The organism is Rhodobacter capsulatus, assembly GCF_003254295.1.
In the GTDB taxonomy this organism is placed as follows: domain Bacteria; phylum Pseudomonadota; class Alphaproteobacteria; order Rhodobacterales; family Rhodobacteraceae; genus Rhodobacter; species Rhodobacter capsulatus.
In genome coordinates this window covers 262,003-282,813 of the sequence record NZ_QKZO01000002.1, presented here as the reverse complement: position 1 = coordinate 282,813, position 20,811 = coordinate 262,003, and the positions used below count along the sequence as shown (strand labels likewise).

General features: G+C 67.8%; 19 protein-coding genes and 2 tRNA genes. 16 read left to right on the top strand and 5 right to left on the bottom strand.

All coding sequences use genetic code 11. The annotated features are described in order from the left end of the window. The first annotated feature begins 28 nt into the window (after positions 1–28). From LY44_RS03720 to LY44_RS03685, 8 genes are all read left to right on the top strand, one after another. Positions 29–595 (top strand): YceD family protein, encoded by a 567-nt coding sequence (locus tag LY44_RS03720; protein WP_111395954.1) that lies wholly within the window; start codon positions 29–31, stop codon positions 593–595. 198 nt (positions 596–793) lie between these two features. Continuing rightward, positions 794–1,000: a 50S ribosomal protein L32 gene (gene rpmF / locus LY44_RS03715; RefSeq protein WP_013067633.1), complete on the top strand. Its 207-nt coding sequence runs from the start codon at positions 794–796 to the stop codon at positions 998–1,000. Between the two features lie 123 nt (positions 1,001–1,123). Further along, positions 1,124–2,215: a phosphate acyltransferase PlsX gene (gene plsX / locus LY44_RS03710; RefSeq protein WP_055208504.1), complete on the top strand. Its 1,092-nt coding sequence runs from the start codon at positions 1,124–1,126 to the stop codon at positions 2,213–2,215. Continuing rightward, on the top strand, positions 2,212–3,186 hold the full coding sequence (locus LY44_RS03705) for a beta-ketoacyl-ACP synthase III (protein ID WP_055256365.1): 975 nt from the start codon (positions 2,212–2,214) through the stop codon (positions 3,184–3,186). Before plsX ends, LY44_RS03705 begins: the two co-directional genes overlap by 4 nt. A gap of 111 nt (positions 3,187–3,297) precedes the next feature. Then, the gene (ihfA, locus tag LY44_RS03700; protein ID WP_013067636.1) at positions 3,298–3,600 is read left to right on the top strand and encodes an integration host factor subunit alpha; all 303 of its coding nucleotides are present in this window, start codon (positions 3,298–3,300) and stop codon (positions 3,598–3,600) included. 55 nt (positions 3,601–3,655) lie between these two features. After that, complete coding sequence (locus LY44_RS18210; RefSeq protein ID WP_055208508.1) at positions 3,656–5,929, top strand: MerR family transcriptional regulator; 2,274 nt, start codon at positions 3,656–3,658, stop codon at positions 5,927–5,929. A gap of 91 nt (positions 5,930–6,020) precedes the next feature. Then, a tRNA-Pro gene (locus LY44_RS03690) sits at positions 6,021–6,098 on the top strand. Positions 6,099–6,170: 72 nt separating this feature from the next. Further along, complete coding sequence (locus tag LY44_RS03685; RefSeq protein ID WP_055208949.1) at positions 6,171–7,259, top strand: 2'-deoxycytidine 5'-triphosphate deaminase; 1,089 nt, start codon at positions 6,171–6,173, stop codon at positions 7,257–7,259. A 158-nt stretch (positions 7,260–7,417) separates the two neighbouring features. On the opposite strand, the gene guaB is transcribed toward LY44_RS03685, so the two are convergent. The 3 genes from guaB to LY44_RS03670 all read right to left on the bottom strand — a co-directional run bounded on the left by guaB (position 7,418) and on the right by LY44_RS03670 (position 10,913). Next, positions 7,418–8,866, bottom strand: a complete 1,449-nt coding sequence (guaB, locus tag LY44_RS03680) for an IMP dehydrogenase (RefSeq protein WP_055208510.1) — start codon at positions 8,864–8,866, stop codon at positions 7,418–7,420. A gap of 68 nt (positions 8,867–8,934) precedes the next feature. Further along, a complete protein-coding gene (locus LY44_RS03675) occupies positions 8,935–9,900 on the bottom strand; it encodes a TDT family transporter (RefSeq protein WP_055208511.1) in 966 nt (321 codons plus the stop codon). A 113-nt stretch (positions 9,901–10,013) separates the two neighbouring features. Further along, a complete protein-coding gene (locus tag LY44_RS03670) occupies positions 10,014–10,913 on the bottom strand; it encodes a GNAT family N-acetyltransferase (RefSeq protein WP_055208514.1) in 900 nt (299 codons plus the stop codon). 55 nt (positions 10,914–10,968) lie between these two features. Here LY44_RS03670 and LY44_RS17820 point away from each other — a divergent pair, with 55 nt between their 5' ends. From LY44_RS17820 to LY44_RS03645, 6 genes are all read left to right on the top strand, one after another. Beyond that, positions 10,969–11,127 carry a hypothetical protein gene (locus LY44_RS17820; RefSeq protein ID WP_160320006.1) on the top strand — a complete coding sequence of 53 codons (159 nt, stop codon included), beginning with the start codon at positions 10,969–10,971 and terminating at the stop codon, positions 11,125–11,127. 259 nt (positions 11,128–11,386) lie between these two features. Further along, positions 11,387–12,505: an outer membrane protein transport protein gene (locus LY44_RS03665; RefSeq protein ID WP_055208516.1), complete on the top strand. Its 1,119-nt coding sequence runs from the start codon at positions 11,387–11,389 to the stop codon at positions 12,503–12,505. A gap of 114 nt (positions 12,506–12,619) precedes the next feature. After that, positions 12,620–13,534 carry a DMT family transporter gene (locus tag LY44_RS03660; protein WP_055208518.1) on the top strand — a complete coding sequence of 305 codons (915 nt, stop codon included), beginning with the start codon at positions 12,620–12,622 and terminating at the stop codon, positions 13,532–13,534. A gap of 25 nt (positions 13,535–13,559) precedes the next feature. Beyond that, positions 13,560–14,420: a hypothetical protein gene (locus LY44_RS03655; RefSeq protein ID WP_055208520.1), complete on the top strand. Its 861-nt coding sequence runs from the start codon at positions 13,560–13,562 to the stop codon at positions 14,418–14,420. A 47-nt stretch (positions 14,421–14,467) separates the two neighbouring features. After that, positions 14,468–15,388, top strand: a complete 921-nt coding sequence (locus LY44_RS03650; RefSeq protein WP_055208521.1) for a homoserine O-succinyltransferase — start codon at positions 14,468–14,470, stop codon at positions 15,386–15,388. An 81-nt stretch (positions 15,389–15,469) separates the two neighbouring features. Next, positions 15,470–15,545 (top strand) — tRNA-Val (locus tag LY44_RS03645). Between the two features lie 116 nt (positions 15,546–15,661). Here LY44_RS03645 and LY44_RS03640 read toward each other — a convergent pair. Continuing rightward, on the bottom strand, positions 15,662–16,759 hold the full coding sequence (locus tag LY44_RS03640; protein WP_055208523.1) for an MraY family glycosyltransferase: 1,098 nt from the start codon (positions 16,757–16,759) through the stop codon (positions 15,662–15,664). A gap of 387 nt (positions 16,760–17,146) precedes the next feature. Next, the gene (locus tag LY44_RS03635; protein ID WP_065118310.1) at positions 17,147–17,662 is read right to left on the bottom strand and encodes a hypothetical protein; all 516 of its coding nucleotides are present in this window, start codon (positions 17,660–17,662) and stop codon (positions 17,147–17,149) included. Positions 17,663–17,888: 226 nt separating this feature from the next. Between LY44_RS03635 and LY44_RS03630 the strand changes: the two genes are divergently transcribed. Both LY44_RS03630 and LY44_RS03625 read left to right on the top strand, forming a co-directional pair. Continuing rightward, positions 17,889–19,289, top strand: coding sequence for a phosphohexomutase domain-containing protein (locus LY44_RS03630; protein WP_055208527.1), 1,401 nt, complete (start codon positions 17,889–17,891; stop codon positions 19,287–19,289). A gap of 87 nt (positions 19,290–19,376) precedes the next feature. Further along, a complete protein-coding gene (locus LY44_RS03625) occupies positions 19,377–20,810 on the top strand; it encodes a mannose-1-phosphate guanylyltransferase/mannose-6-phosphate isomerase (RefSeq protein WP_055208529.1) in 1,434 nt (477 codons plus the stop codon). The last annotated feature ends 1 nt before the right edge of the window (position 20,811 follow it).

Here is a 20,811-nt window from a genome sequence, read left to right as displayed (position 1 = left end):
TGACCCGCCTGCGATCCCGGAGACCGTGATGACCGACACCGACGCCCTGCCCTTCAGCCATGCGCTGCGCCCCGCCGAACTGGCCGCGCGCAAGCCCACCCGCTTCGACATCGCCCCCGATGCCGCCACCTGCGCCGCCATCGCCGCCTGGGCGGGCATCGAGGCGCTGGAAAGCCTGCGGCTCAAGGGGACGCTGACGCCCACCGGCCGCAACGACTGGGCGCTGGACGCCGAATTCACCGCCCGCGCCGTGCAGGCCTGCGTGGTGACGCTGGCGCCGGTCCGCACCGATTTGCGCGAAACCGTCGCCCGGCGCTATCTGGCGCAGATGGAAACGCCCGCGGGCGAGGAAATCGAGATCCCCGAGGATACCGATGCCGAGCCGCTGCCCGACCGCATCGATCTGGGCGCGGTCGCGCTTGAGGTGCTGGAACTGGCGCTGCCGCTTTATCCGCATGCGCCCGATGCCGCGCCGGTCGCGGCGCAGGCCGCCCCGCCCGGGGCCGCACCGATCCGCGACGAGGACACCCGTCCCTTCGCCAATCTGAAAAGCCTTCTGGGCGGCAAGACCGGGGGGGAAGACGACAAGTCCTGAGCGCGGCATTTCGGCCCGATTGCGACGCGGTTGTGACGGTGCCGAAAAAAGCTGCAAAAAGGGCTTGCAACGGGGCGGAACTACAGTATGTTCCCGGCCTCATTCGAACGCAGGGTTCGCCCCCGGTCCGCCACTGGCTGCCGTGACGAAACCCCAGGAAAAACAGGGCCTTGCGCCCCCAGAACCGAGGTTAGACACATGGCCGTCCCGCAGAACCGAGTCACGCGCTCCCGTCGTAACATGCGCCGCGCGCATGATGCCCTTGTGGCCGCCAACCCGGCTTCGTGCCCGAACTGTGGTGAGCTGAAGCGCCCGCACCATGTCTGCGGCGCCTGTGGCCACTACGACGACCGCGAAGTGGTTGCGCAAGCGGCCGAAGTCGATCTGGACGACGACGCGGCGTAAGCCCGTCCCTCCGCCATGGTCAAACTGTTCAAACAGGAGACGACCGCGGCGGGAGCGGAAGCTGACGTTACGTCAAGTCGCGGCTGTCCTGCAGCCGCTCAAGCGCCGGTTAGTTCCGGCGCTTTGATTTCCGGCGTCCCGGTTTCCGCCCCGCTCGTGCTGTCGATCGATGCAATGGGGGGCGACCGGGGCCCCGCGGCCGTCCTTGACGGGATCGCCCTCGCGCGCCGGACCTATCCCGATCTGAAATTTCTCGTGCACGGCCCCGAAGCCGAGCTGGCGCCGCTGGTCAAGGCGCGCAAGCTGGCCTCTTGCGTGACGATCCGTCACGCGACCGGCGTGGTCACGATGCATGACAAGCCCGCGGCGGTGATGCGCGGCGGCAAGGACACCTCGATGTGGTCGACGATCGATGCGGTGCGCGATGGCGCGGCGCAGGTCGCGGTGTCTTGCGGCAATACCGGCGCGCTGATGGCGGTCTCGATGCTGCGGCTGCGCAAGATGCCCGGCGTGAACCGGCCCGCCATCGCCGCCTTCTGGCCCTGCAAGAATCCTTCGGGTTTCAATATCATGCTGGACATGGGCGCGGATGTGAAGGCCGAGGCCCGGGATCTGCTGACCTATGCGTTGATGGGCTCCTCCTATGCCCGCAACGCGCTGGGGCTGGAGCGGCCGCGGGTCGGTCTGCTCAATGTCGGCACCGAGGAACACAAGGGCCATGCCGAACTGAAGACCGCCGCCGAGATGATCGGCGCGATGGAGACCGCGGGCGGCTATGAGTTTGTCGGCTTCGTCGAGGGCACCGACCTGCCCGGATCGCGCGTCGACGTGATCGTCACCGACGGCTTCACCGGCAATGTCGCGCTGAAGACCGGCGAGGGCACGGCGAAATTCGCGGGCGAGCTGATGCGCGAAGCCTTCACCTCGAGCCTTCTTTCGAAGATCGGGGCGCTGCTGGCCGTGGGCGCGCTGAAGCGGCTGAAGGCGAAGATCGACCCGCGCCGGGTCAATGGCGGGGTGTTTCTGGGCCTGAACGGCACCGTGATCAAGTCGCATGGCAGCGCCGATGCGACGGGGGTGGCGGCGGCCATCGACCTTGCGGCGCGGCTGGCCGGTCTGGGCTTTGCCGAACGTCTTGCGGCCCGGGTTGCCCTTGCGTCAGCAAACGGTCAGGATGCAGCCTCGCCGGAGGCAGGAATCGAGAACGCAAAATGACGATCAGAGCGGTGGTCCGTGGCGTGGGGCATTACCTGCCCGCCCGCGTGGTGGAGAATGCCGAGTTCGAGGGCAAGCTCGACACGACGGATGAATGGATCCGGTCCCGCACCGGGATCGAGCGGCGCCATTTCGCCGCCGAGGGGGAGACCACCTCGCAGCTGGCAATCAAGGCGGCCGAGGCGGCGCTGGCCGATGCGGGGCTGAACGCGGGTGATATCGACGCGATCGTGGTGGCGACCTCGACGCCGGATTTCACCTTTCCGTCGGTCGCGACGATGGTGCAGGCGGGGCTTGGCAACACCAACGCCTTTGCCTTTGACGTGCAGGCGGTCTGCGCCGGCTTCGTCTTTGCGCTGGCGAATGCGAACGGGATGATCCTGTCGGGTCAGGCGAAACGGGTGCTGGTGATCGGCGCCGAGACGTTTTCGCGGATCATGGACTGGGCCGACCGTGGCACCTGCGTTCTTTTCGGCGACGGCGCGGGGGCGCTGATCGTTGAGGCGGCCGAGGGCACGGGCACGGCCGCGGACCGCGGCATTCTGGCGAGCGACCTGCATTCGGACGGCCGCTACCGGGAATTGCTTTACGTCGATGGCGGCGTGTCGACCAACGGCCGCTCCGGCCATCTGCGGATGCAGGGCAATGCGGTCTTCAAGCATGCGGTGCAAAAACTGGCCGAGACCGCGCATACGGCGCTTGAAAAGGCCGGTCTGACGCCCGACGACGTGAGCTGGATCGTGCCGCATCAGGCGAACCTGCGCATCATCACCGCCACGGCGGAACGGATGCAGGTGCCGATGGAGCGGGTGGTGGTGACGGTGGCCGATCACGGCAACACCTCTGCCGCATCGATTCCCCTCGCGCTCTCGACGGCGCGGGCGCGCGGGCAGATCAAGGCGGGCGATCTGATCGTGACCGAGGCGATTGGCGGCGGTCTGGCCTGGGGATCGGTCGTCCTGCGCTGGTAAAGACGCGATTGCGGCGGAAAAAGCCGTCTCAACCTTGCCGCGCAAGCCATTGATATTGACTCGGGAAATACTTGCCCCCATCGTGATCCATATCGTTCCGGGGGGATTGAGATGTCAGAGAAAACCCTGACCCGCATGGATTTGAGCGAGGCCGTGTTCCGCGAAGTCGGGCTGAGCCGCAATGAATCCGCGCAGCTGGTCGAAACCGTGTTGCAACACATGTCCGACGCGCTGGTGCGCGGCGAGACGGTCAAGATCTCGTCCTTTGGCACGTTTTCCGTGCGCGACAAGACCTCGCGCATGGGGCGCAACCCGAAGACCGGCGAGGAAGTGCCGATTTCGCCGCGTCGGGTGCTGTCGTTCCGGCCCTCGCATCTGATGAAGGACCGGGTTGCCGAAGGCAACGCAAAATAGGACCGGTTGAACCGGTTCACCGAATTGAGCCCGAGCAGGGGATGATCGCGCCGCGATGACGAAGTCAGCCGAGGCCTTCCGCACGATTACCGAGGTGGCAGAGCTCCTCGAAACCCCGACGCATGTGCTGCGATTCTGGGAAAGCAAATTTCCGCAGATCAAGCCGGTGAAGCGGGCGGGCGGGCGGCGCTATTACCGCCCGGCCGATGTCGCGCTTCTGGTGGGGATCAAGCACCTGCTGCAGGTCGAGGCGCTGCCGATCAAGGAGGCGCAGGCGCGGCTGAAATCACAAGGCGCGAAAAAGGTTTCGGCGCTTGGCGCCGAGATGCTGAGCGCGAATCTGCCGCGCGAGCCCATCCCCGAAAGCCTGGCCGCGTCGGACCCGAGGTTCGAGGGGATCGAGGAAGATCCGGTCGCCAAGCTGTTGCCGGAAACGCCCGGGGAATGCGCGGCGGAAATGCCGGGGTTTGTTTCCGAGGAGCCGGAATCAGCCGCCGAGGCGGAGCAGGAAGATCCGGTCGCCGAGCTTCTGACGGAAACGCCCGCGGAATTCACCGCGGAAGAAGCGGCCCTCCTCCCCGAGGCGCCGGAACCGGCCGCCGAAGCGGTGCTGGAAGATCCGGTCGCCGAGCTGTTGCCGGAAACGCCCGAGGAACTTGCGGCGGAAGAAGCGGCCCTCCTGCCCGAGGAGCCGGAATCAGCCGACGAAGCGGTGCAGGAAGATCCGGTCGCCGAGCTTCTGACGGAAACGCCCGCGGAACTTGCGGCGGAAGAACTGGCCCTCCTCCCCGAGGAGCCGGAATCGGTCGCCGAAGCGGTGCTGGACGATCCGGTCGCGGAGCTGTTGCCGGAAACGTCCGAGGAATGCGCCGCGGAAGAACTGGCCCTCCTCCCCGAGGCGCCGGAACCGGCCGACGAAGCGGTGCTGGACGATCCGGTCGCGGAGCTGTTGCCGAAAACGCCCGAGGAACTCGCCGCGGAAGAACTGGCCCTCCTCGCCGAGGAGCCGGAACCGGCCGACGAAGCGGTGCTGGACGATCCGGTCGCCGAGCTTCTGACGGAAACGTCCGAGGAATGCGCCGCGGAAGAAGCGGCCCTCTTGCCCGAGGCGCCGGAACCGGCCGCCGAAGCGGTGCTGGAAGATCCGGTCGCCGAGCTGTTGCCGGAAACGCCCGAGGAATGCGCCGCGGAAGAATCGGCCCTCCTCCCCGAAGAGCCGCAACCCGCGGAGGGTCTGGCAGGCTCTGTCCCGGATGCCGCAGCGGCCGAGCATCTGGACGCTGCGGGCCCAGAGGCCGCGCCGTCGCTGACCCCGGAAGATCTGGACCGGATCGACGAGGAACGTCGGATCGAGCGGGCCCGGATCGAGGCCGAGGCGCGGGCGCTGGAAGCCGCGCAGGCGGCGGTCGAGCAGGCCCGCCGCGAGGCCGAGGCGGTGCGCGCCGAGTTGCAACGGCTGCGCCGCGAGGCCGAGAATGCCCGGGCGGAAGCGGCCCGGGCCAAGGCCGAGGCGGAACTCGCCGCCCAGGTCGCCGCCGCGACGCGGGCGGCCGCCGAGGCGGAGCCGCCCGAACCTGCGCTTCCCCCCGATCTCGCGCCCCTGCCCGCGCCGGTGCCCGAGAGCCCGGTCGCGGCGGCGCTTGAGACGGCACCCGAAACCGAGGCGGGGATCGAGGACGAGCCGCCCTTCGAGGACATCGCCTATCGCTTCATCGCGCCCCGGCCGCTGGCGCGTCCTGCGGCGGTGGAGACGCCCGAGCCCGAGCCGGACCCCGTGCCGCCCCCCGCCCCGGAGCCCGCGCCTGTCCCGGAACCGGAGCCGCAACTGCCGATTCAGGGCTCGCTGTTCGACTATATTGCGCCGCCTCCGAAAGCCGCGCCGAAACCAGCCCCGGTCCCCGAGCCTGTGCCGGAACCGGAACCGTTGTTCGAGCCGGAACCGGAGCCGATTTCGGCCGTGACCGAGATCCCGGCGGCGCCCGCTTTCGTCGCACCCGAGCCGATTCTTGTCTTCGCCGCCCCGCCGGAACCGGAACCCGAACCAGAGCCCGCGCCCGCGCCCGAACCGGCGTCGGAATTCGATCCGCTCGACCGGGTGGTGTCGCTGATCCTGAGCGGCACCGCGCCGCTGCAGGTGGAGCTGGCCGCGGCCGGACAGATCGATCCGACGGCCAACCCGCTGGGCGCCTTGCGCGAGGATCTGACGCGCTTTGCCCCCGACGCGCTATCGCCGATCGAACGGATGCGGCTTCTGGCGGCGCATGACCGTCTGGTGCGGCTGGCGGGCCGTCTGGCGCAGCCGCCCCGGCCGGTTCCGGCGCGGCGCTGAGGATGCCCGCCGCCCCCGCCCGCAAGTCCGTGCAAAAAATTGCGTTTTGCCGCTTGCACCCGGGGGCGCAATGGCTCTATATGCGCCTCGTCGGGCCGTGGCGCAGCCTGGTTAGCGCGTCCGTCTGGGGGGCGGAAGGTCGTGAGTTCGAATCTCACCGGCCCGACCATCAAAAGAACGCTCACTCCTTGCGGAGTGGGCGTTCTTTTTTGACCAACTCCTGTTGCGCGAGGCCGCGATGATGCATGGTGTTCTTCCCGACCGCGCCCTGCGCGCGATGATCGCCCGCGGCGAGATTGCCGCCGCCCGTCCGGTGACCCCCGAACAGATCCAGCCCGCCAGCCTTGATCTGCGCCTGGGCGAGGTCGCCTATCGCATCCGCGCCTCGTTTCTGGCCGGGCGCGGCCAGCGGGTCGAGACGAAGCTGGCCGAGTTCGAGATGCACCGGATGAGCCTTTCCGAGGGCGCGGTGCTGGAAAAGGGCTGCGTCTATCTGGTGCCGCTGATGGAGCGCCTGGCGCTGCCCGCCGGTCTGACCGCGGTGTCGAATGCGAAAAGCTCGACCGGGCGGCTCGATCTGCTGACCCGGGTGATCACCGATGACGGCACCGAATTCGACCGCATTCCCGAGGGTTACGCCGGGCCGCTTTACGCCGAGATCTGCCCGCGCTCGTTTTCGGTGCTGGTGCGGCCGGGGATGCGTTTGAACCAGATCCGTTTCCGCGCCGGGCAAGCGGCGCTCTCGGACCCGGAGCTGAAGGCGCTGCATGCGGCTGAGCCGCTGGTGAGCGGCATGGGGAGCGGCGGGGCGGTGATCGACCATGGCCTCGGCTTTTCCGTCGATCTGCGGCCCGCGGCGGGCGATCTGGTCGGCTACCGGGCGAAGCCGCATACCGGGGTGATCGATCTGGACCGGATCGCGCATTACCCGGCCTCGGATTTCTGGGAAGAGCTGCGCACGCGCGAGGGGCGGATCATTCTGGACCCCGGCGCCTTCTATATTCTGGTCAGCCGCGAGGCGGTGGTGATCCCGCCCGATTTCGCCGCCGAGATGGCGCCCTATCTGGCGATGGTTGGCGAATTCCGCGTGCATTACGCGGGCTTCTTCGACCCGGGCTTCGGCCATGGCGCGGCGGGGGGCGAGGGCTCCAAGGGCGTGCTGGAGGTGCGCTGCCACGAGGCGCCCTTCGTGCTGGAACATGGGCAGGTGGTGGGCCGGCTGGTCTATGAGCGCATGGCCGAACGGCCGGAGCGGCTTTACGGCGCCGGGATCGCCTCGAACTATCAGGGCCAGGGGTTGAAGCTCGCCAAGCATTTCCGGGCCGGGTGAGACTTTCGCCGCGGCTTTGCCCGCGGCGACCCGCCGGGGGGCGCTGCCCCCCGGACCCCCCGAGGTATTTTTCGCAAGATGAAAGAGCGCGCAGGGCTTTGGGGCAAAGGCAAAAGGCCGGGGTTTCCCCCGGCCTTTGTCATGTCTGCGACCCGGTCTCAGCCGATGCGATAGTTCGGGCTTTCGCGGGTGATCTGCACGTCATGGACGTGGCTTTCCTTCAGCCCGGCGCCGGTGATGCGGACGAACTGGCAGCCGCCCTGCATCGAGGCCACGGTGGCATGGCCGGTGTAGCCCATCGCCGCGCGCAGCCCCCCCACCATCTGGTGGATGACCGTCGCCACCGGGCCCTTGTAGGGCACCTGCCCTTCGATCCCCTCGGGGACGAGCTTGTCCGAGGCGGCGTCCTTCTGGAAGTAGCGGTCGGCCGAACCGCGCGCCATCGCGCCGAGCGAGCCCATGCCGCGATAGGATTTGTAGGAGCGGCCCTGATAGAGGATCACTTCGCCGGGGGATTCGTCAGTGCCCGCGATGGCGCTGCCCACCATGGCGCAGGACGCCCCCGCGGCGATGGCTTTCGCGAAATCGCCCGAGAACTTGATGCCGCCGTCGGCGATGATCGGCACGTCGCCCGCGCCCGAACAGGCATCCATGATCGCCGAGAGCTGCGGCACGCCGACCCCCGCGACGATCCGCGTGGTGCAGATCGAGCCCGGGCCGATGCCGACCTTGACCGCATCCGCGCCCGCCCCGATCAGCGCCTTCGTCGCTTCGGCCGTCGCCACATTGCCCGCACAGACCTGAATGCCGGGGGCATAGATCTTGATCCGCTCGACCGCCTTCGCCACGCCTTCGGAGTGCCCGTGCGCGGTGTCGATCACGATCAGGTCGCAGCCCGCCTCGATCAGCGCGACCGAGCGTTCATAGCCCGCATCGCCCACGGTCGAGGCGGCGGCGACGCGCAGACGGCCCTTGTCGTCCTTGCAGGCCTGCGGGTGCAGCACCGAATGTTCGCTGTCCTTGAGCGTCAGAAGCCCGGTCAGCTTGCCCTCGGCATTCACCACCAGAAGCTTCTCGATCCGGCGGGCTTTCATCAGGCTCATCGCCTCGTCGCGGTCGGCCGGCTCGCGCAGCATCGCCAGATTCTCGCGCGTCATCATCGCATGCACCGGGGTCGCGTCATCGGTGGCAAAGCGCATGTCGCGGTTCGTCACGATGCCGACGACCTTGCCCGCCACATCGACGACCGGAAAACCCGAGACATTGTAGCGTTCGCGCAGCGCCTTCGCATCGGCCAGCGTCTGGTCGGGCGTGAGCGTGATCGGGTTGTAGACGATGCCGGATTCGAAGCGTTTCACGCGGCGCACTTCGGAGGCCTGTTTCTCCACCGTCAGGTTGCGGTGGATCACCCCCATGCCGCCCGCCTGCGCCATGGCGATGGCCATGTTCGCCTCGGTCACCGTATCCATCGCCGAGGACAGAAGCGGAATGTTCAGACGGATCGAGCGCGTGACGCGGGTCGAAACATCGGCCTCCGAGGGCAGCACGCTTGAGGCTGCGGGAACCAGAAGGACATCATCGAAGGTGAGGGCCTCGCGAATCTGCATGGGGGACTCCATCGGCAGGGAACGGTTGGCACGTCCCTGTTTCATGGCTTGGCCCCCGACGCAACCCCTCAGGCGAGGGCGGCGCCGGTTTTCGCCGCCAGATCGCCCTTTGCCCACATCTTGTAAAGGCGCGTGACGAGGACCGGAATGATCAGCGTCGCCGCCACCAGAACCACCGCGCCGGGAAGGCGCCACAGATCGCCGAGCGAGAGCCAGAGCGTGGCCGTCGCCGCCAGCGGGAAGCTCAGCGCGCCCCAGAGCGGCGAGAAGCCCGCCGCCAGAAGCCAGCGCCCGCGCAGCACGAACAGCGCCAGAAGCAGCGCCGCGCCGATGGCGAAGACCCAGGCCAGCGCCAGCGCGCCCAAAAGCGCCGCGGTGGTGCCCAAAAGCGCCGCCGGGGCAAGATGGATCGCCAGAAGCGGGCGCAGCGGCGCGGGCACGGTCTCGCGGGACAGTTGCCGCAGCGACAGGCTCCAGATCGCCAGCGCGCAGATCAGCGCGACCCAGAACAGCGCCGCCGCCACCGTCGCCAGTCCAAGCTGCGCCGCCACCAGCGCCGCCACGATCCAGCCCGAAAACAGCAGATGCCAGGTCGGATTGACCCGGCGCTGCTCGGCCGGGCCGGTGGCGAAAACGTAAAGCATCGCCGCGCAGAGCCCCAGATGCAGCGCCCCCGCCCCGGCCAGAACAGCCATCGCCGCCTGCGGCAGATAGGGGCCGAGGATCGCGGCCAGCAGATAGAGCATCAGCACCGCGGCCGAGAGCCCGGCCCGGCCGGGCAGGATGCGCAGGTCCTCCAGCACGACCGCGGGGCGGCGCAGAAGCTTGCCCAGATAGGTCAGAAAGACGAAGGCGCACAAAAGCGTGACCGCCCCGCTCAGCGCCTCGGCAAGGCCGGGGGGCAGATCGAAGACCTGCGCCGCCTTGCGCCAGCCAAGCGCCAGCGCCGCAAGGCCGAGGGCGGGCGGAAAGATCGCGGGAGGGGTGCGCCGCCACAACCCGGAGGGCGTGGATTGCGGAAAAACAGGGGCCATCGTGTCGGTCTGCCTTGGCTGGGGCATGTCGGAACGCCGGACATGCGGGATCGGGCGGAAATCTTGCAGAAGAGCTTCGGCAAAGAAAGGGCAAATCGGCAGCAGACCCCGGCTCAGCCCCGGCCCGGCAGCACCCAGACGGTGGCGCCAAGCGCCTGCACCGCCGCGCCGGTGCCGAGCTTGAAGCGCATCAGCCCCGCCCCGGCCTCGGAATTGATGTCGCCCAGATCGAAGCCGCGCACGCCTTGCGCGCGCAGCCGCAAGGCCGCCTGCCAGAGCAGAAGATTATGCGCCCCCGCCGCGCGGCCCTCGGGCCCCGACCAGCCCAGATGATAGCTTGCCCCCGCCCCCGCCCGCAGCACCATCACCCCGGCCAGCCGCGGCGCCCCGGCCGTGCCCGCCGAGAGCACCAGCACCGATCCGGGGTCACGCTGCGCCCAGGCGGCGACGAAACCGGGCGGCAGGGCACGATAGCCGCGGTCCCGGCGCTGCTGCGCCTCGGCGGCGATCAGCCAATCGGCGGTGGGCTCGACCTTGACCCGCAGCCCGGAACGTTCCGCCGCCACCAGACGGTTGCGCCATTTCCCCTGCAGAGCGGCGCGCAGGGCGGTGTCCTCGGGGGTCAGATCCCAAAGCGCCTGGTGGCGCGCGGTGACAAGCGGCACCAGCCCGAAACCCGCCACCGGCACCTCGGGCGTGGCGATCAGCAGCCCCGGCAACGCCCGCGCCAGGGCGCGCAGCGCCCGTCGCCTTGTGTCTTCGCACAGCTCGGGGGCAAAGACCGGGCCGCGGCTGCACAGCCACAGCCCGCCCCGCCCCAGCACCTGCGCCAACCCGATCCGCCGCCCCCCGGCGTGGATCTGCAGCCGCCGCAGCCCGCGTCCGGCCGCCGCCGCGATCTCGCCATAGACCGCCCGGGCCTGCAAGGCCGCCGCGGGCGAAAGTCGCGCCACCGCCGCATCGAAAGCCCCCGGTTCGGCGGGCGCAAAAGTCGTGATCTCGATCCTGTCCATGGCGCCATTAAAGCCCTGTTTACCTAATTCAGGGTTAATGCCCCCGGAGGCCCCGATGACGCGCAAGAAAACTCCCCCGACCCCGCCCCGCAACCTGCCCGAGATCCCGGCACCACGGCCGACGCTCTGGTTTGCGCTTGGCATCGCGGGCGCGCTGTCGGCTTTATGGCTCTTCGGGCTCGGTCTGTGGCGGCTGATCGGGGCGCTGATCTGAGACCGGATCCGCACAACCCCGGCGTGCACCCCGCCCCGCCCCGGGATGCGGCAGCGCAGCGCAAAACCGCCGCCCGCCCTCGCACCTGCGGCAACTAAACCGTTGTGTTTACGTCATTTCGTGGCAGTTCGGCCACATGACCCTACGGTAACCTCACGCGGACGTGACGTCAGGCCGCAGCCCGAATGGATTCACCTTAACAGCGTGATAGGGTCGCTATCGGGAGAAGAGTCCAACACGCTCTAGGGATGAGAATCACATGAAAAAAATACTGATGACGGCCAGCGCCCTTGCCCTTGGCGCGACAGCCGCCACTGCGGGGGGTATTGAACGGTCCAGCCAGTCGGTGGGGATCCTGTTCGAAAAAGGAAACTACGCCGAGTTGAACTTTGGCGGCTTCAGCCCGGATGTCTCGGGCACGGTCGGCGGCGGTGCCGTGTCTTCGGGCGACATGACCGGGGGCTATGGCACCTACAGCCTGGGTTACAAGCGCGCGCTGAACGAGAAGATCGACTTCGCGCTGGTGCTGGAAAACGCCATCGGCGCGAATGTGGGCTATCCCATCGACTCCCGCTATCCGCTGCGCGGCACCACCGCCGAGGTCGAGAACATGTCGCTGACGGCGATGATGCGCTACAAGATGCCGCAAAATGTCTCGCTCATCGGCGGCGTCCGGGCGCTGCGCACCTCCGGCGTGGTCAGCCTTCCGGCCGTCAGCGTGCCGGGCCTTGGCGGCTACCGCATGAGTTCCTCGACCGAGACCGATTTCGGCTATCTGGTGGGCGTCGCCTGGGAAAAACCGGAAATCGCGGCGCGGGTGGCGCTGACCTACAATTCGAAGATCACCCATGACTTCACCGCGAATGAAAACTTCTCGCCGGTGCCGACGCTGTTCTCTACAACGGTGCCGGAATCGGTGAACCTCGAGTTCCAGACCGGCGTCGCCAAGGATACGCTGGTCTTCGGTTCGGTGCGCTGGGTGCACTGGAAGCAGTTCGACATCACGCCCCCGGTCTATTCCGGGATCGATCCTGACGGCCCCGGCCCGCTGGGTCGGCTTGGGTCGTTGGTCGACTACAAGGCCAATACGACGACCTACACGCTCGGCCTTGGCCGCAAGTTCTCTGACCAGTGGTCGGGCGCGGTCGTGCTCGGCTACGAGGGGGCAAGCGACGAGCGGACCGGCCAGCTTGGCCCGACCGATGGTTTCCGCTCGATCGCGCTGGCGGGCACCTATCAGGCGACCGAGAACGTCAAGGTCACGCTGGGCGTGCGCTATGTCGATATCGGCGATGCCACGACCAATTCGCCCGTCAACGGCGACTTTTCGGGCAACTCGGGCTGGGGCGCGGGCGTGCGCGTGGGCGTCAGCTTCTGATCTTTCCGGCAGTTCCGAAATTCACGAAAGGCCCGCTTCGGCGGGCTTTTCAATTGTCCTTGGCACAAGTTCCGGGTGGCCTGCCCGCCCTGCCCCGGCTAACGTGCGGCCATCATGACCACGACCCGCATCCCCCCGCTTGCCTGGGCGCTTCTGGCGGCCCTTGCCCTGATCTGGGGCACCTCCTTCCTGTCGAACCGCGCCGCGCTGACCGGCACCGGCTTTCTGACCACCGTCACCTTTCGCGTCACCGGCGGCGCCGTTCTTTTGTGGCTCTGGGTCGCGCTGCGCCGCCTGCCCCTGCCCGCCGATCCACGGTTCCTGATCCGCTTCCTGATCATGGGGGCGCTGAACAATGCCATTCCCTTCGCGCTGATCGTCTGGGGCCAGCAGCATATCGACAGCGGACTGGCCGCGATCCTCAACGCCTCGACCGCGCTTTTCGGCGTCCTAGTTGCCGCCGCGGTCTTTCCCGACGAGCCGCTGACGCGGCGCCGCCTTGCGGGCGTGCTGATCGGCTTTGCGGGCGTCATCCTCGCCATCGGCCCTGCCGCGCTGGGCGGCTTCACCCTCACCTCGGCGGCGCAATGGGCGATCATCGGCGCCTCGCTCAGCTATGGGTTTGCGGGCGCCTATGCGCGACAGGCGATCACCGGCCTTGCCCCCGAGGTCGCCGCCGCGGGCATGCTGACCGGCGCGGTCGTCTGGCTGGCCCCGGCGATGCTGATCTTCGAGGGCCTGCCCAGCTTCGATTACCGCGCCGAGGTCTGGGCCGGGCTGATCTGGCTGGCCCTTGGCTGTTCGGCGCTGGCCTATCTGATCTATTACCGCATCCTGGCCATCGCGGGGGCGGGCAACCTCTCGCTTGTCACGCTGCTCATTCCGCCTGTCGCCATCGTCGCAGGCGCGCTTGTCTATCACGAGCGACTCGGCCCGCATGCGATTTCGGGCTTTGCCGTGCTGGCTGCGGGACTTTGGCTCATCAATTCGCGGCCAAAACCGCGTGACGACGCCCGCGACGCGCGCTAAACCCGGGCCAAACGAGGGGGCTCGCATGATCTACGCAAACCGCGCCGAATGGCGGACGGCCAGCCGCAAACGGGTGCTGTTCTTCGGCATGTCCGGTCTGGGCAAGACCTATCTGGCCAACATGCTGCGCGCCGCGCCCACGGGCTGGTTCCATTATTCGGTCGATTACCGCATCGGCACGCGCTACATGGGCGAATATATCGCCGACAACTTCAAGCGCGAGGCGATGAAGAACCCGTTCCTGGCGGAGCTGCTGCTCTCCGACTCGGTCTATATCGCCTCGAACATCACCTTCGACAATCTGGCGCCGCTTTCGACCTATCTGGGCAAGCCCGGCTCCGAGGCCAAGGGCGGGCTGACGTTCGAGGATTACATGATCCGGCAAAACCAGCATCGCGGCGCCGAACAGGCCGCGCTGATGGACACGACCTATTTCATCGACCGCTCGCAGGCGATCTATGGCCTGCCGCATTTCGTCTGCGACTGCGGCGGCTCGATCTGCGAGGTGGTCGACCCCGAGGACCCGGACGACAAGATCCTGCGCGAACTCTCTGATCACCTCTTGATGGTCTGGATCGAGGGCAGCGCGGAACATACCGAGGAGCTGGTCCGCCGCTTCGACCGCGCGCCGAAGCCGATGTATTACCAGCCCGCCTTTCTGGAAAAGAAATGGCTGCAATACCGCGTCGAGCGCGGCCTGCGCGAAGACGAGGTGAACCCGGACGATTTCATCCGCTGGACCTATCATCAGGCGCTGGATCACCGTCAGCCGCGCTATGCGGCGATGGCGCGGAACTGGGGGGTCAAGATCGCCGCGTCAGATGTCGCCCTTGTGCGCGACGAGAAAGACCTTACATCGCTCATAGCTTCGGCGCTGCCCGCCTGAGGCCTCTGCACATCTCTGCCAAATATCGGCCAAGTATCGGAACGACAATGCCCATCACCCTGCCTGCCACGCTGCCCGCCTTCGACATCCTGTCGCAGGAAGGCGTGATGGTGATGACGCCCGAACGCGCCGCGCGGCAGGAAATCCGGCCGCTGCGCATCGGGCTTCTCAATCTGATGCCGAAGAAGATCCAGACCGAGAACCAGTTCGCCCGGCTGATCGGCGCGACGCCGATCCAGATCGACTTCCAGCTGATCCGGATGACCGAGCATCAGACGAAGAACACCGCCGCCGAACATATGGCCGAATTCTACCGCCCCTTCGCCGAGATCGCGGCCTCGGGCGAGAAATTCGACGGGCTGATCGTGACCGGCGCCCCGATCGAGCATCTGGCCTTTGAGGAGGTGACCTATTGGGACGAGCTGCAGCGCGTCTTCGACTGGACGCAGAGCCATGTGTTTTCGACCTTCGGCGTGTGCTGGGGGGGGATGGCGATGGCCTATCACTTCCACAATGTTGCCAAGCACATGCTCGACGCCAAGGCCTTCGGCTGTTTCCGCCACCGCAATCTGGCGCCGACCTCGCCTTATCTGCGCGGCTTTTCCGATGACGTGCTGGTGCCGGTGAGCCGCTGGACCGAGATGAAGCAGGACGAACTGGACCGGGCGGGGCTGCGCACGCTGATCGCGGGCGACGACACCGGCCCCTGTCTGGTCGAGGATGCCTGCCACCGCGCGCTTTATGTGTTCAACCATTTCGAATATGACAGCACAACGCTGAAGGACGAATACGACCGCGACGTGGCGGCGGGCAAGCAGATCAACGTGCCCGCGCATTACTACCCCGACGACGACCCGTCGCAGCTGCCGATGAACCGCTGGCGCAGCCACGCGCATCTGCTTTACGGCAATTGGGTGAATGCGATCTATCAGGACACGCCCTACGATCTGGCGAAGATCGGCGGCTGATCCGGCCAAAGATGCCCGCCGACACGCCCGCCCAGATGCCCCTTGCGGTTGCAGCCCGCAGCAGGGTAAGAGCACCGCGAAGGGTGATTAGCTCAGTTGGTAGAGCGCCTCGTTTACACCGAGGATGTCGGGAGTTCGAGTCTCTCATCACCCACCACGCCCCTCCGCGATCAGGCCCTGAACCGAAAAGACCTTGCGCAAGCCCCGGGTCGGCGCTTGCGCAAACGGATCTCGGCGCTTGGCGATGCTCCGGGCGCGGGGCCGGAGGCCCGCTCAGGCCTCGGACATCACCCTGCCGCGCAGCGCGGGGGTGATCCCGCCCAGAAGCGCCACCTTGCGGTAGATCACCAGATAGACCGCACTCACCAGTGCGATCGCCGCAAGGATCAGCGCCGTGCTGTCCCAAAACAGCACCATCATCACGGTGGAGACGAAGGGCAGCCCCATCACCACCAGACCCGACAGCGCGTTGCGCAACTGCGGCGCGCCCAGAAGTCCGGCCAGCCGACGCGCCCGCGAGCGGTAGATCAGGCTGTGCAGATGCAGCCGGTCCGGCTGACCGGGATTGGTCCCCGCACGCACCAGACGGCGGTGGATCGAGACCATCGTCTCGGTCACCGGATAGGACAGCGCCAGCAGCCCGATCAGCGGCGAGACCTCCGGGTTGCGCGCGGGCAGTGCCACTGCCAGCGCCGCCAGCATGAACCCCGTCGCATAGGCCCCGGCATCGCCCAGAAAGATCCGCCCCATCGGGAAGTTCATCAGGAAAAAGCCGCCAAGCGCCCCCGCCAGCACCAGGCAGATCCCCAGAAGCTGCTGATCCCCGACCCCGGCCGCGACCACCCCGAAGCCCGCGAGGATGATGATCGACGTGCCCGAGGCCAGACCGTTCACCCCGTCGATCAGGTTGATCGCATTGGCGATCCCCCCCATCGCGAAAGCGGTGAACGGGATCGCGAAAGCGGCGAAGGCAAAAAGCAGATCCAGACCGGGCAGGCCGACCTGCGTCAGATGATAGCCCGAGGCGACGCAAAAGATCAGGCCCGAGCAGATCGTCGCCAGCAGCCGGGTTTTCACCCCCACCCGCTTCGTCACATCCTCGATCAGGCCGAAGACAAAGGCGGGCAGCGCCGAAAGCGACATCACCCACCACACGCCCCGCGTGTCTTCGGGCAACAGCACCCCGCCCGCAACCATCCCGGCGCACAGGGCCAGCCCGCCGACCCGCGGGGTCGGGATATGGTGCAACTTCTGCACGCCGCTGTGACTGTCATGGGTCAGATGCCCATGAAATCGCTGCGTCAGGATGATCGTCAGGGCTACGGAAAGACTGGCGATCAGCGAAAAGGAAAACGCGGCCGAGTGGATCATCACTACCTACCCGAAGTTGAGAACTGTATTTCAAGGAATGCGCACAGGGTGCACCGTTAACACTTCATTCATCTTAAGGTAGATTTCAGCTCTGTCCTAGAGGCTTTCGCCCCGAGCTTGCTGCGATGCCGCAAATTCGCCGGGATCGGCACGCCCCCCTGACAGGATTGAACAAAGTTCGACGCCGAAATGGTTAACCGTTCCGGCCTGCACAAATCCGCGCCGGTTTCGCGGCGCTCTGACCGGGGCAAGACCGCCGCGCGGCCGAATCGCCTCTCCCCTCACCTGCCCCATCGCCTGCCCGACTTGCGGACCGGAACGCCGGTTCTCTGGCGGCGCCCGGTCCGGCCCTGCCGCGCCTGAGCGCGGCAAGCTTCAGGACCGCGCTCAGGCGCGGTGACATTCCGTCACGCCAAGATCGATGAGCTGCGCCCCCGAGATCGTCCGCAGGCCCGCGCTGTAGCGGCCCTCGCGCAGATACCAGTCGCGCAGGGCGGGCGGATAATGCGCCGCGATCACCCGGGACCAGAAATCGAACTCCTCGGGCGCCAGCGCGGTGCCGAAATAGCTGGGGCGATGAAAGCCGAACTGGCTGTTGCGGTTGATGCAGCTGCCGGGCAGGCCCAGATACATCGTGCAGGCGGAATAGCAGGCGCCGCGGATCTCGACGGTCTGGCCCGCCGCGGCCATGGCGCGGATGCGGTTGGCAAAGGCGCCGACATCGCCGCCCAGATCGTTGCGCACGATCACCGGCGCGGGCTGGCCTTCGCCCGCAGGCAGGCTTTGTGCCGCAGCAGAGCCCGGCGCAAACGGCGTCAGGCCGGTCAGACCCGCCCCGACCATGGTCACAAGAACAAGCGCAAGGCTCCGCCCCGCCCTAAGGCGTGCGAACAATTCAGTCATTTGATCACCCCAAGTCCTGGCATGCCAAGGCACGCCCCCCCGGACGCCTCGCAAGCGCCCGCGGCCAGTAGAGCCTCGGGGGTTTAACAAAGCCTTAGCTTGTGCCGGACGGCCCGGGACGAATGGCTAAAGTTCTCCAAAAAGGCCATGCAACCCGCCCGGAACCGGCTTGCTCGACAGCGCCGCGCCCGGCCCTTAGAACGGGGCAAAACCCGAGAGGACAGCGATGCCCCCCAAATTCGGAACCAGCGGCCTGCGCGGACGTGTCGTCGATCTGACGCCCGGGCTGATCGGCGCCCATGTCGCGGCCTTCCTCGCCGCCTGCCCGACCGGCACCGGCCTGTTCGTCGGCCGGGATCTGCGCCCCTCCTCGGGCCGCATCGCGGCGGATGTGATCGCGGCGGCGCGCGCGGCGGGGCTTGCGGTCAGCGATTGCGGCGCCCTGCCCACCCCCGCGCTGGCGATGGCGGCGATGGCGTCCGGCGCGGCGGCGGTGATGGTCACCGGCAGCCACATCCCGGCCGATCGCAACGGGCTGAAATTCCACACCCCCAGCGGCGAGATCACCAAGGCGGAGGAGGCGACGATCATGGCCGCCCTGGGCCAGACGGCCCCGCCGCAGCCCGAGGGGCGGCTGACCCCCGCCCCCGCGGCGGCCGAGGCCTATGTCGCCCGTTACGTCACCGCCTTTGGTGCCACGGCGCTTTCGGGGCTGCGGCTCGGGCTTTACGAACATTCCTCGGTGGCGCGCGATCTGCTGCACGATATCCTGCACGCGCTTGGTGCGACGGTGGTGCGGCTGGCGCGCTCAGACAGCTTCATCCCCGTCGATACCGAGGCGGTCGATCCCGCGACCCGGGCGCAGCTGGCCGCCTGGTGCCGCGCCCACGATCTGGCGGCGGTGCTCTCGACCGATGGCGATGCCGACCGGCCGATGCTGACCGACGGCACCGGGCAGGTGATCGCGGGCGATCTGCTGGGCGTGCTGACGGCGCGGGCGCTGGGCGCGCGGGTGATCTGCACCCCGGTTTCGTCGAATTCGCTGCTGGAACAGCTTCCCGATTTCGACGCCATCCCCCGCACGAAGATCGGCTCGCCTTTTGTCATCGCCGCGATGGCGGCGGCGCGGGCGCAAGATCCCGCCGCGAAAGTCGTGGGATTCGAGGCGAATGGCGGCTTTCTGCTCGGCTTTGACGCGGCGGGTCCGGCCGGTCCGCTGCCCGCCCTGCGCACCCGCGATGCGGTGCTGCCGCTGCTCGCCCCGCTCGTCGCCGCCCGGCGCGCGGGGCAAGGCCTGGCCGCGCTGGTCGCCGCCCTGCCCGCGCGGGTGACCGCCTCGGACCGGCTGACCGACACGCCGACGGAGGCCAGCGCCGCCTTTCTGGCGCGGCTGTCGCAAGATGACGCCGCCCGCGCCGCCTTTCTGGCCCGCTTCGGCACCGAGACCGCGCTTGACCGCACCGACGGGCTGCGGATCGGGCTGCAGGACGGGCGGGTGCTGCATCTGCGCCCCTCGGGCAATGCGCCCGAATTCCGACTTTACACCGAGGCCGCCACCGCCACCGCGGCACAGGACTTGCTGCGCGACGCGATGGAAGCGGTGGCCGCGGCGCTGGGCCGGAAATAGGGAATTGCGGCCGCGCCGCCTTCGTGCTTGCCTTGCACTGTCCAGACTTGCACCGTCACGACTTTCACCATCCCGAGGGGGCCGCCGATGATCTATCCGACGATTCTCTGTGGCGGCTCCGGAACCCGTCTGTGGCCGCTCTCGCGCAAGTCCTATCCGAAGCAATTCGTGCCGCTTCTGGGCCCGGAAACGCTGTTTCAGGCCTCGGCGCGGCGGCTGCACGGCCCGGGCTTCGCGCCCCCCGTGGTGCTGACGAACAGCGATTTCCGCTTCATCGTCACCGAACAGCTGGCCGAGGCGGGCATCGATCCGGGCGCGATCCTGATCGAGCCCGAGGGCCGCAACACCGCCCCCGCCGTGCTGGCCGCCGCGCTGCATGTGCTGGAAACCGACCCCGAGGCGGTGCTGCTCGTCGCGCCCTCGGATCATGCGATCCCCGATGCGGTGGCCTTTCGCCATGCCGTCACCCGCGGCCTGCCCGCGGTGGCGGCGGGGCAGATCGTCACCTTCGGCATCCCGCCCGCGCGCCCCGAAACCGGCTATGGCTATCTGGAACTGACCGCGCAACCCCTCCCCGGGGGGGCGCCGGTGCCGCTGGCCCGCTTTGTCGAAAAGCCCGACCTGGCCCGCGCCGAGGCCATGCTGGCGGCGGGCACCTATCTGTGGAACGCCGGGATTTTCCTGTTTCGCGCCGCCGACATGCTTGCCGCCTTTCAAACCCATGCGCCCGAGGTTGTGGCCCCGGTCGAGGCCGCGCTGGCCGCGGCGCGCGCCGATCTGGGGTTCCTGCGCCTTGATCCCAAGGCCTGGGCGCAGGCCCCCGACATCTCGATCGACTATGCGGTGATGGAACGGGCGACGAACCTTTGCGCCGTGCCCTTTGACGGCGACTGGTCGGACCTTGGCGGCTGGGATGCGGTCTGGGCGGCGCAACCGCGCGATGCGGCGGGGGTGGCGACCTCGCAGGGGGCGACGGCGATCGAATGTCACGACAGCCTGCTGCGCTCGGAAAGCGAGGGGGTCGAACTGGTCGGCATCGGGCTGACGAATGTGATCGCGGTGGCGATGAACGATGCGGTTCTGGTCGCCGACATGTCCCGGGCGCAGGAGGTGAAAAAGGCGGTCGAGGCGCTCAGGACGCGCAAGGCCAAGCAGGCGGAGCAGTTTCCCAAGGATCACCGGCCCTGGGGCTGGTTCGAGACGCTGGCGCTGGCCGACCGCTTTCAGGTCAAGCGCATCGTCGTGCATCCGGGCGCCAGCCTGAGCCTGCAAAGCCACCACCACAGGTCGGAACACTGGATCGTCGTGCAGGGCACGGCGCGGGTGACCGTCGATGACCGGGTGACGCTGGTGACGGAAAACCAGTCCGTCTATGTGCCCTTGGGCGCGGTGCACCGGATGGAAAACCCCGGCAAGATGCCGATGGTGCTGATCGAGGTGCAGACCGGCGCCTATCTGGGCGAGGATGACATCATCCGCTATGACGACGCCTATGCCCGCGGTCAGGGCGCGAAGGGATGAG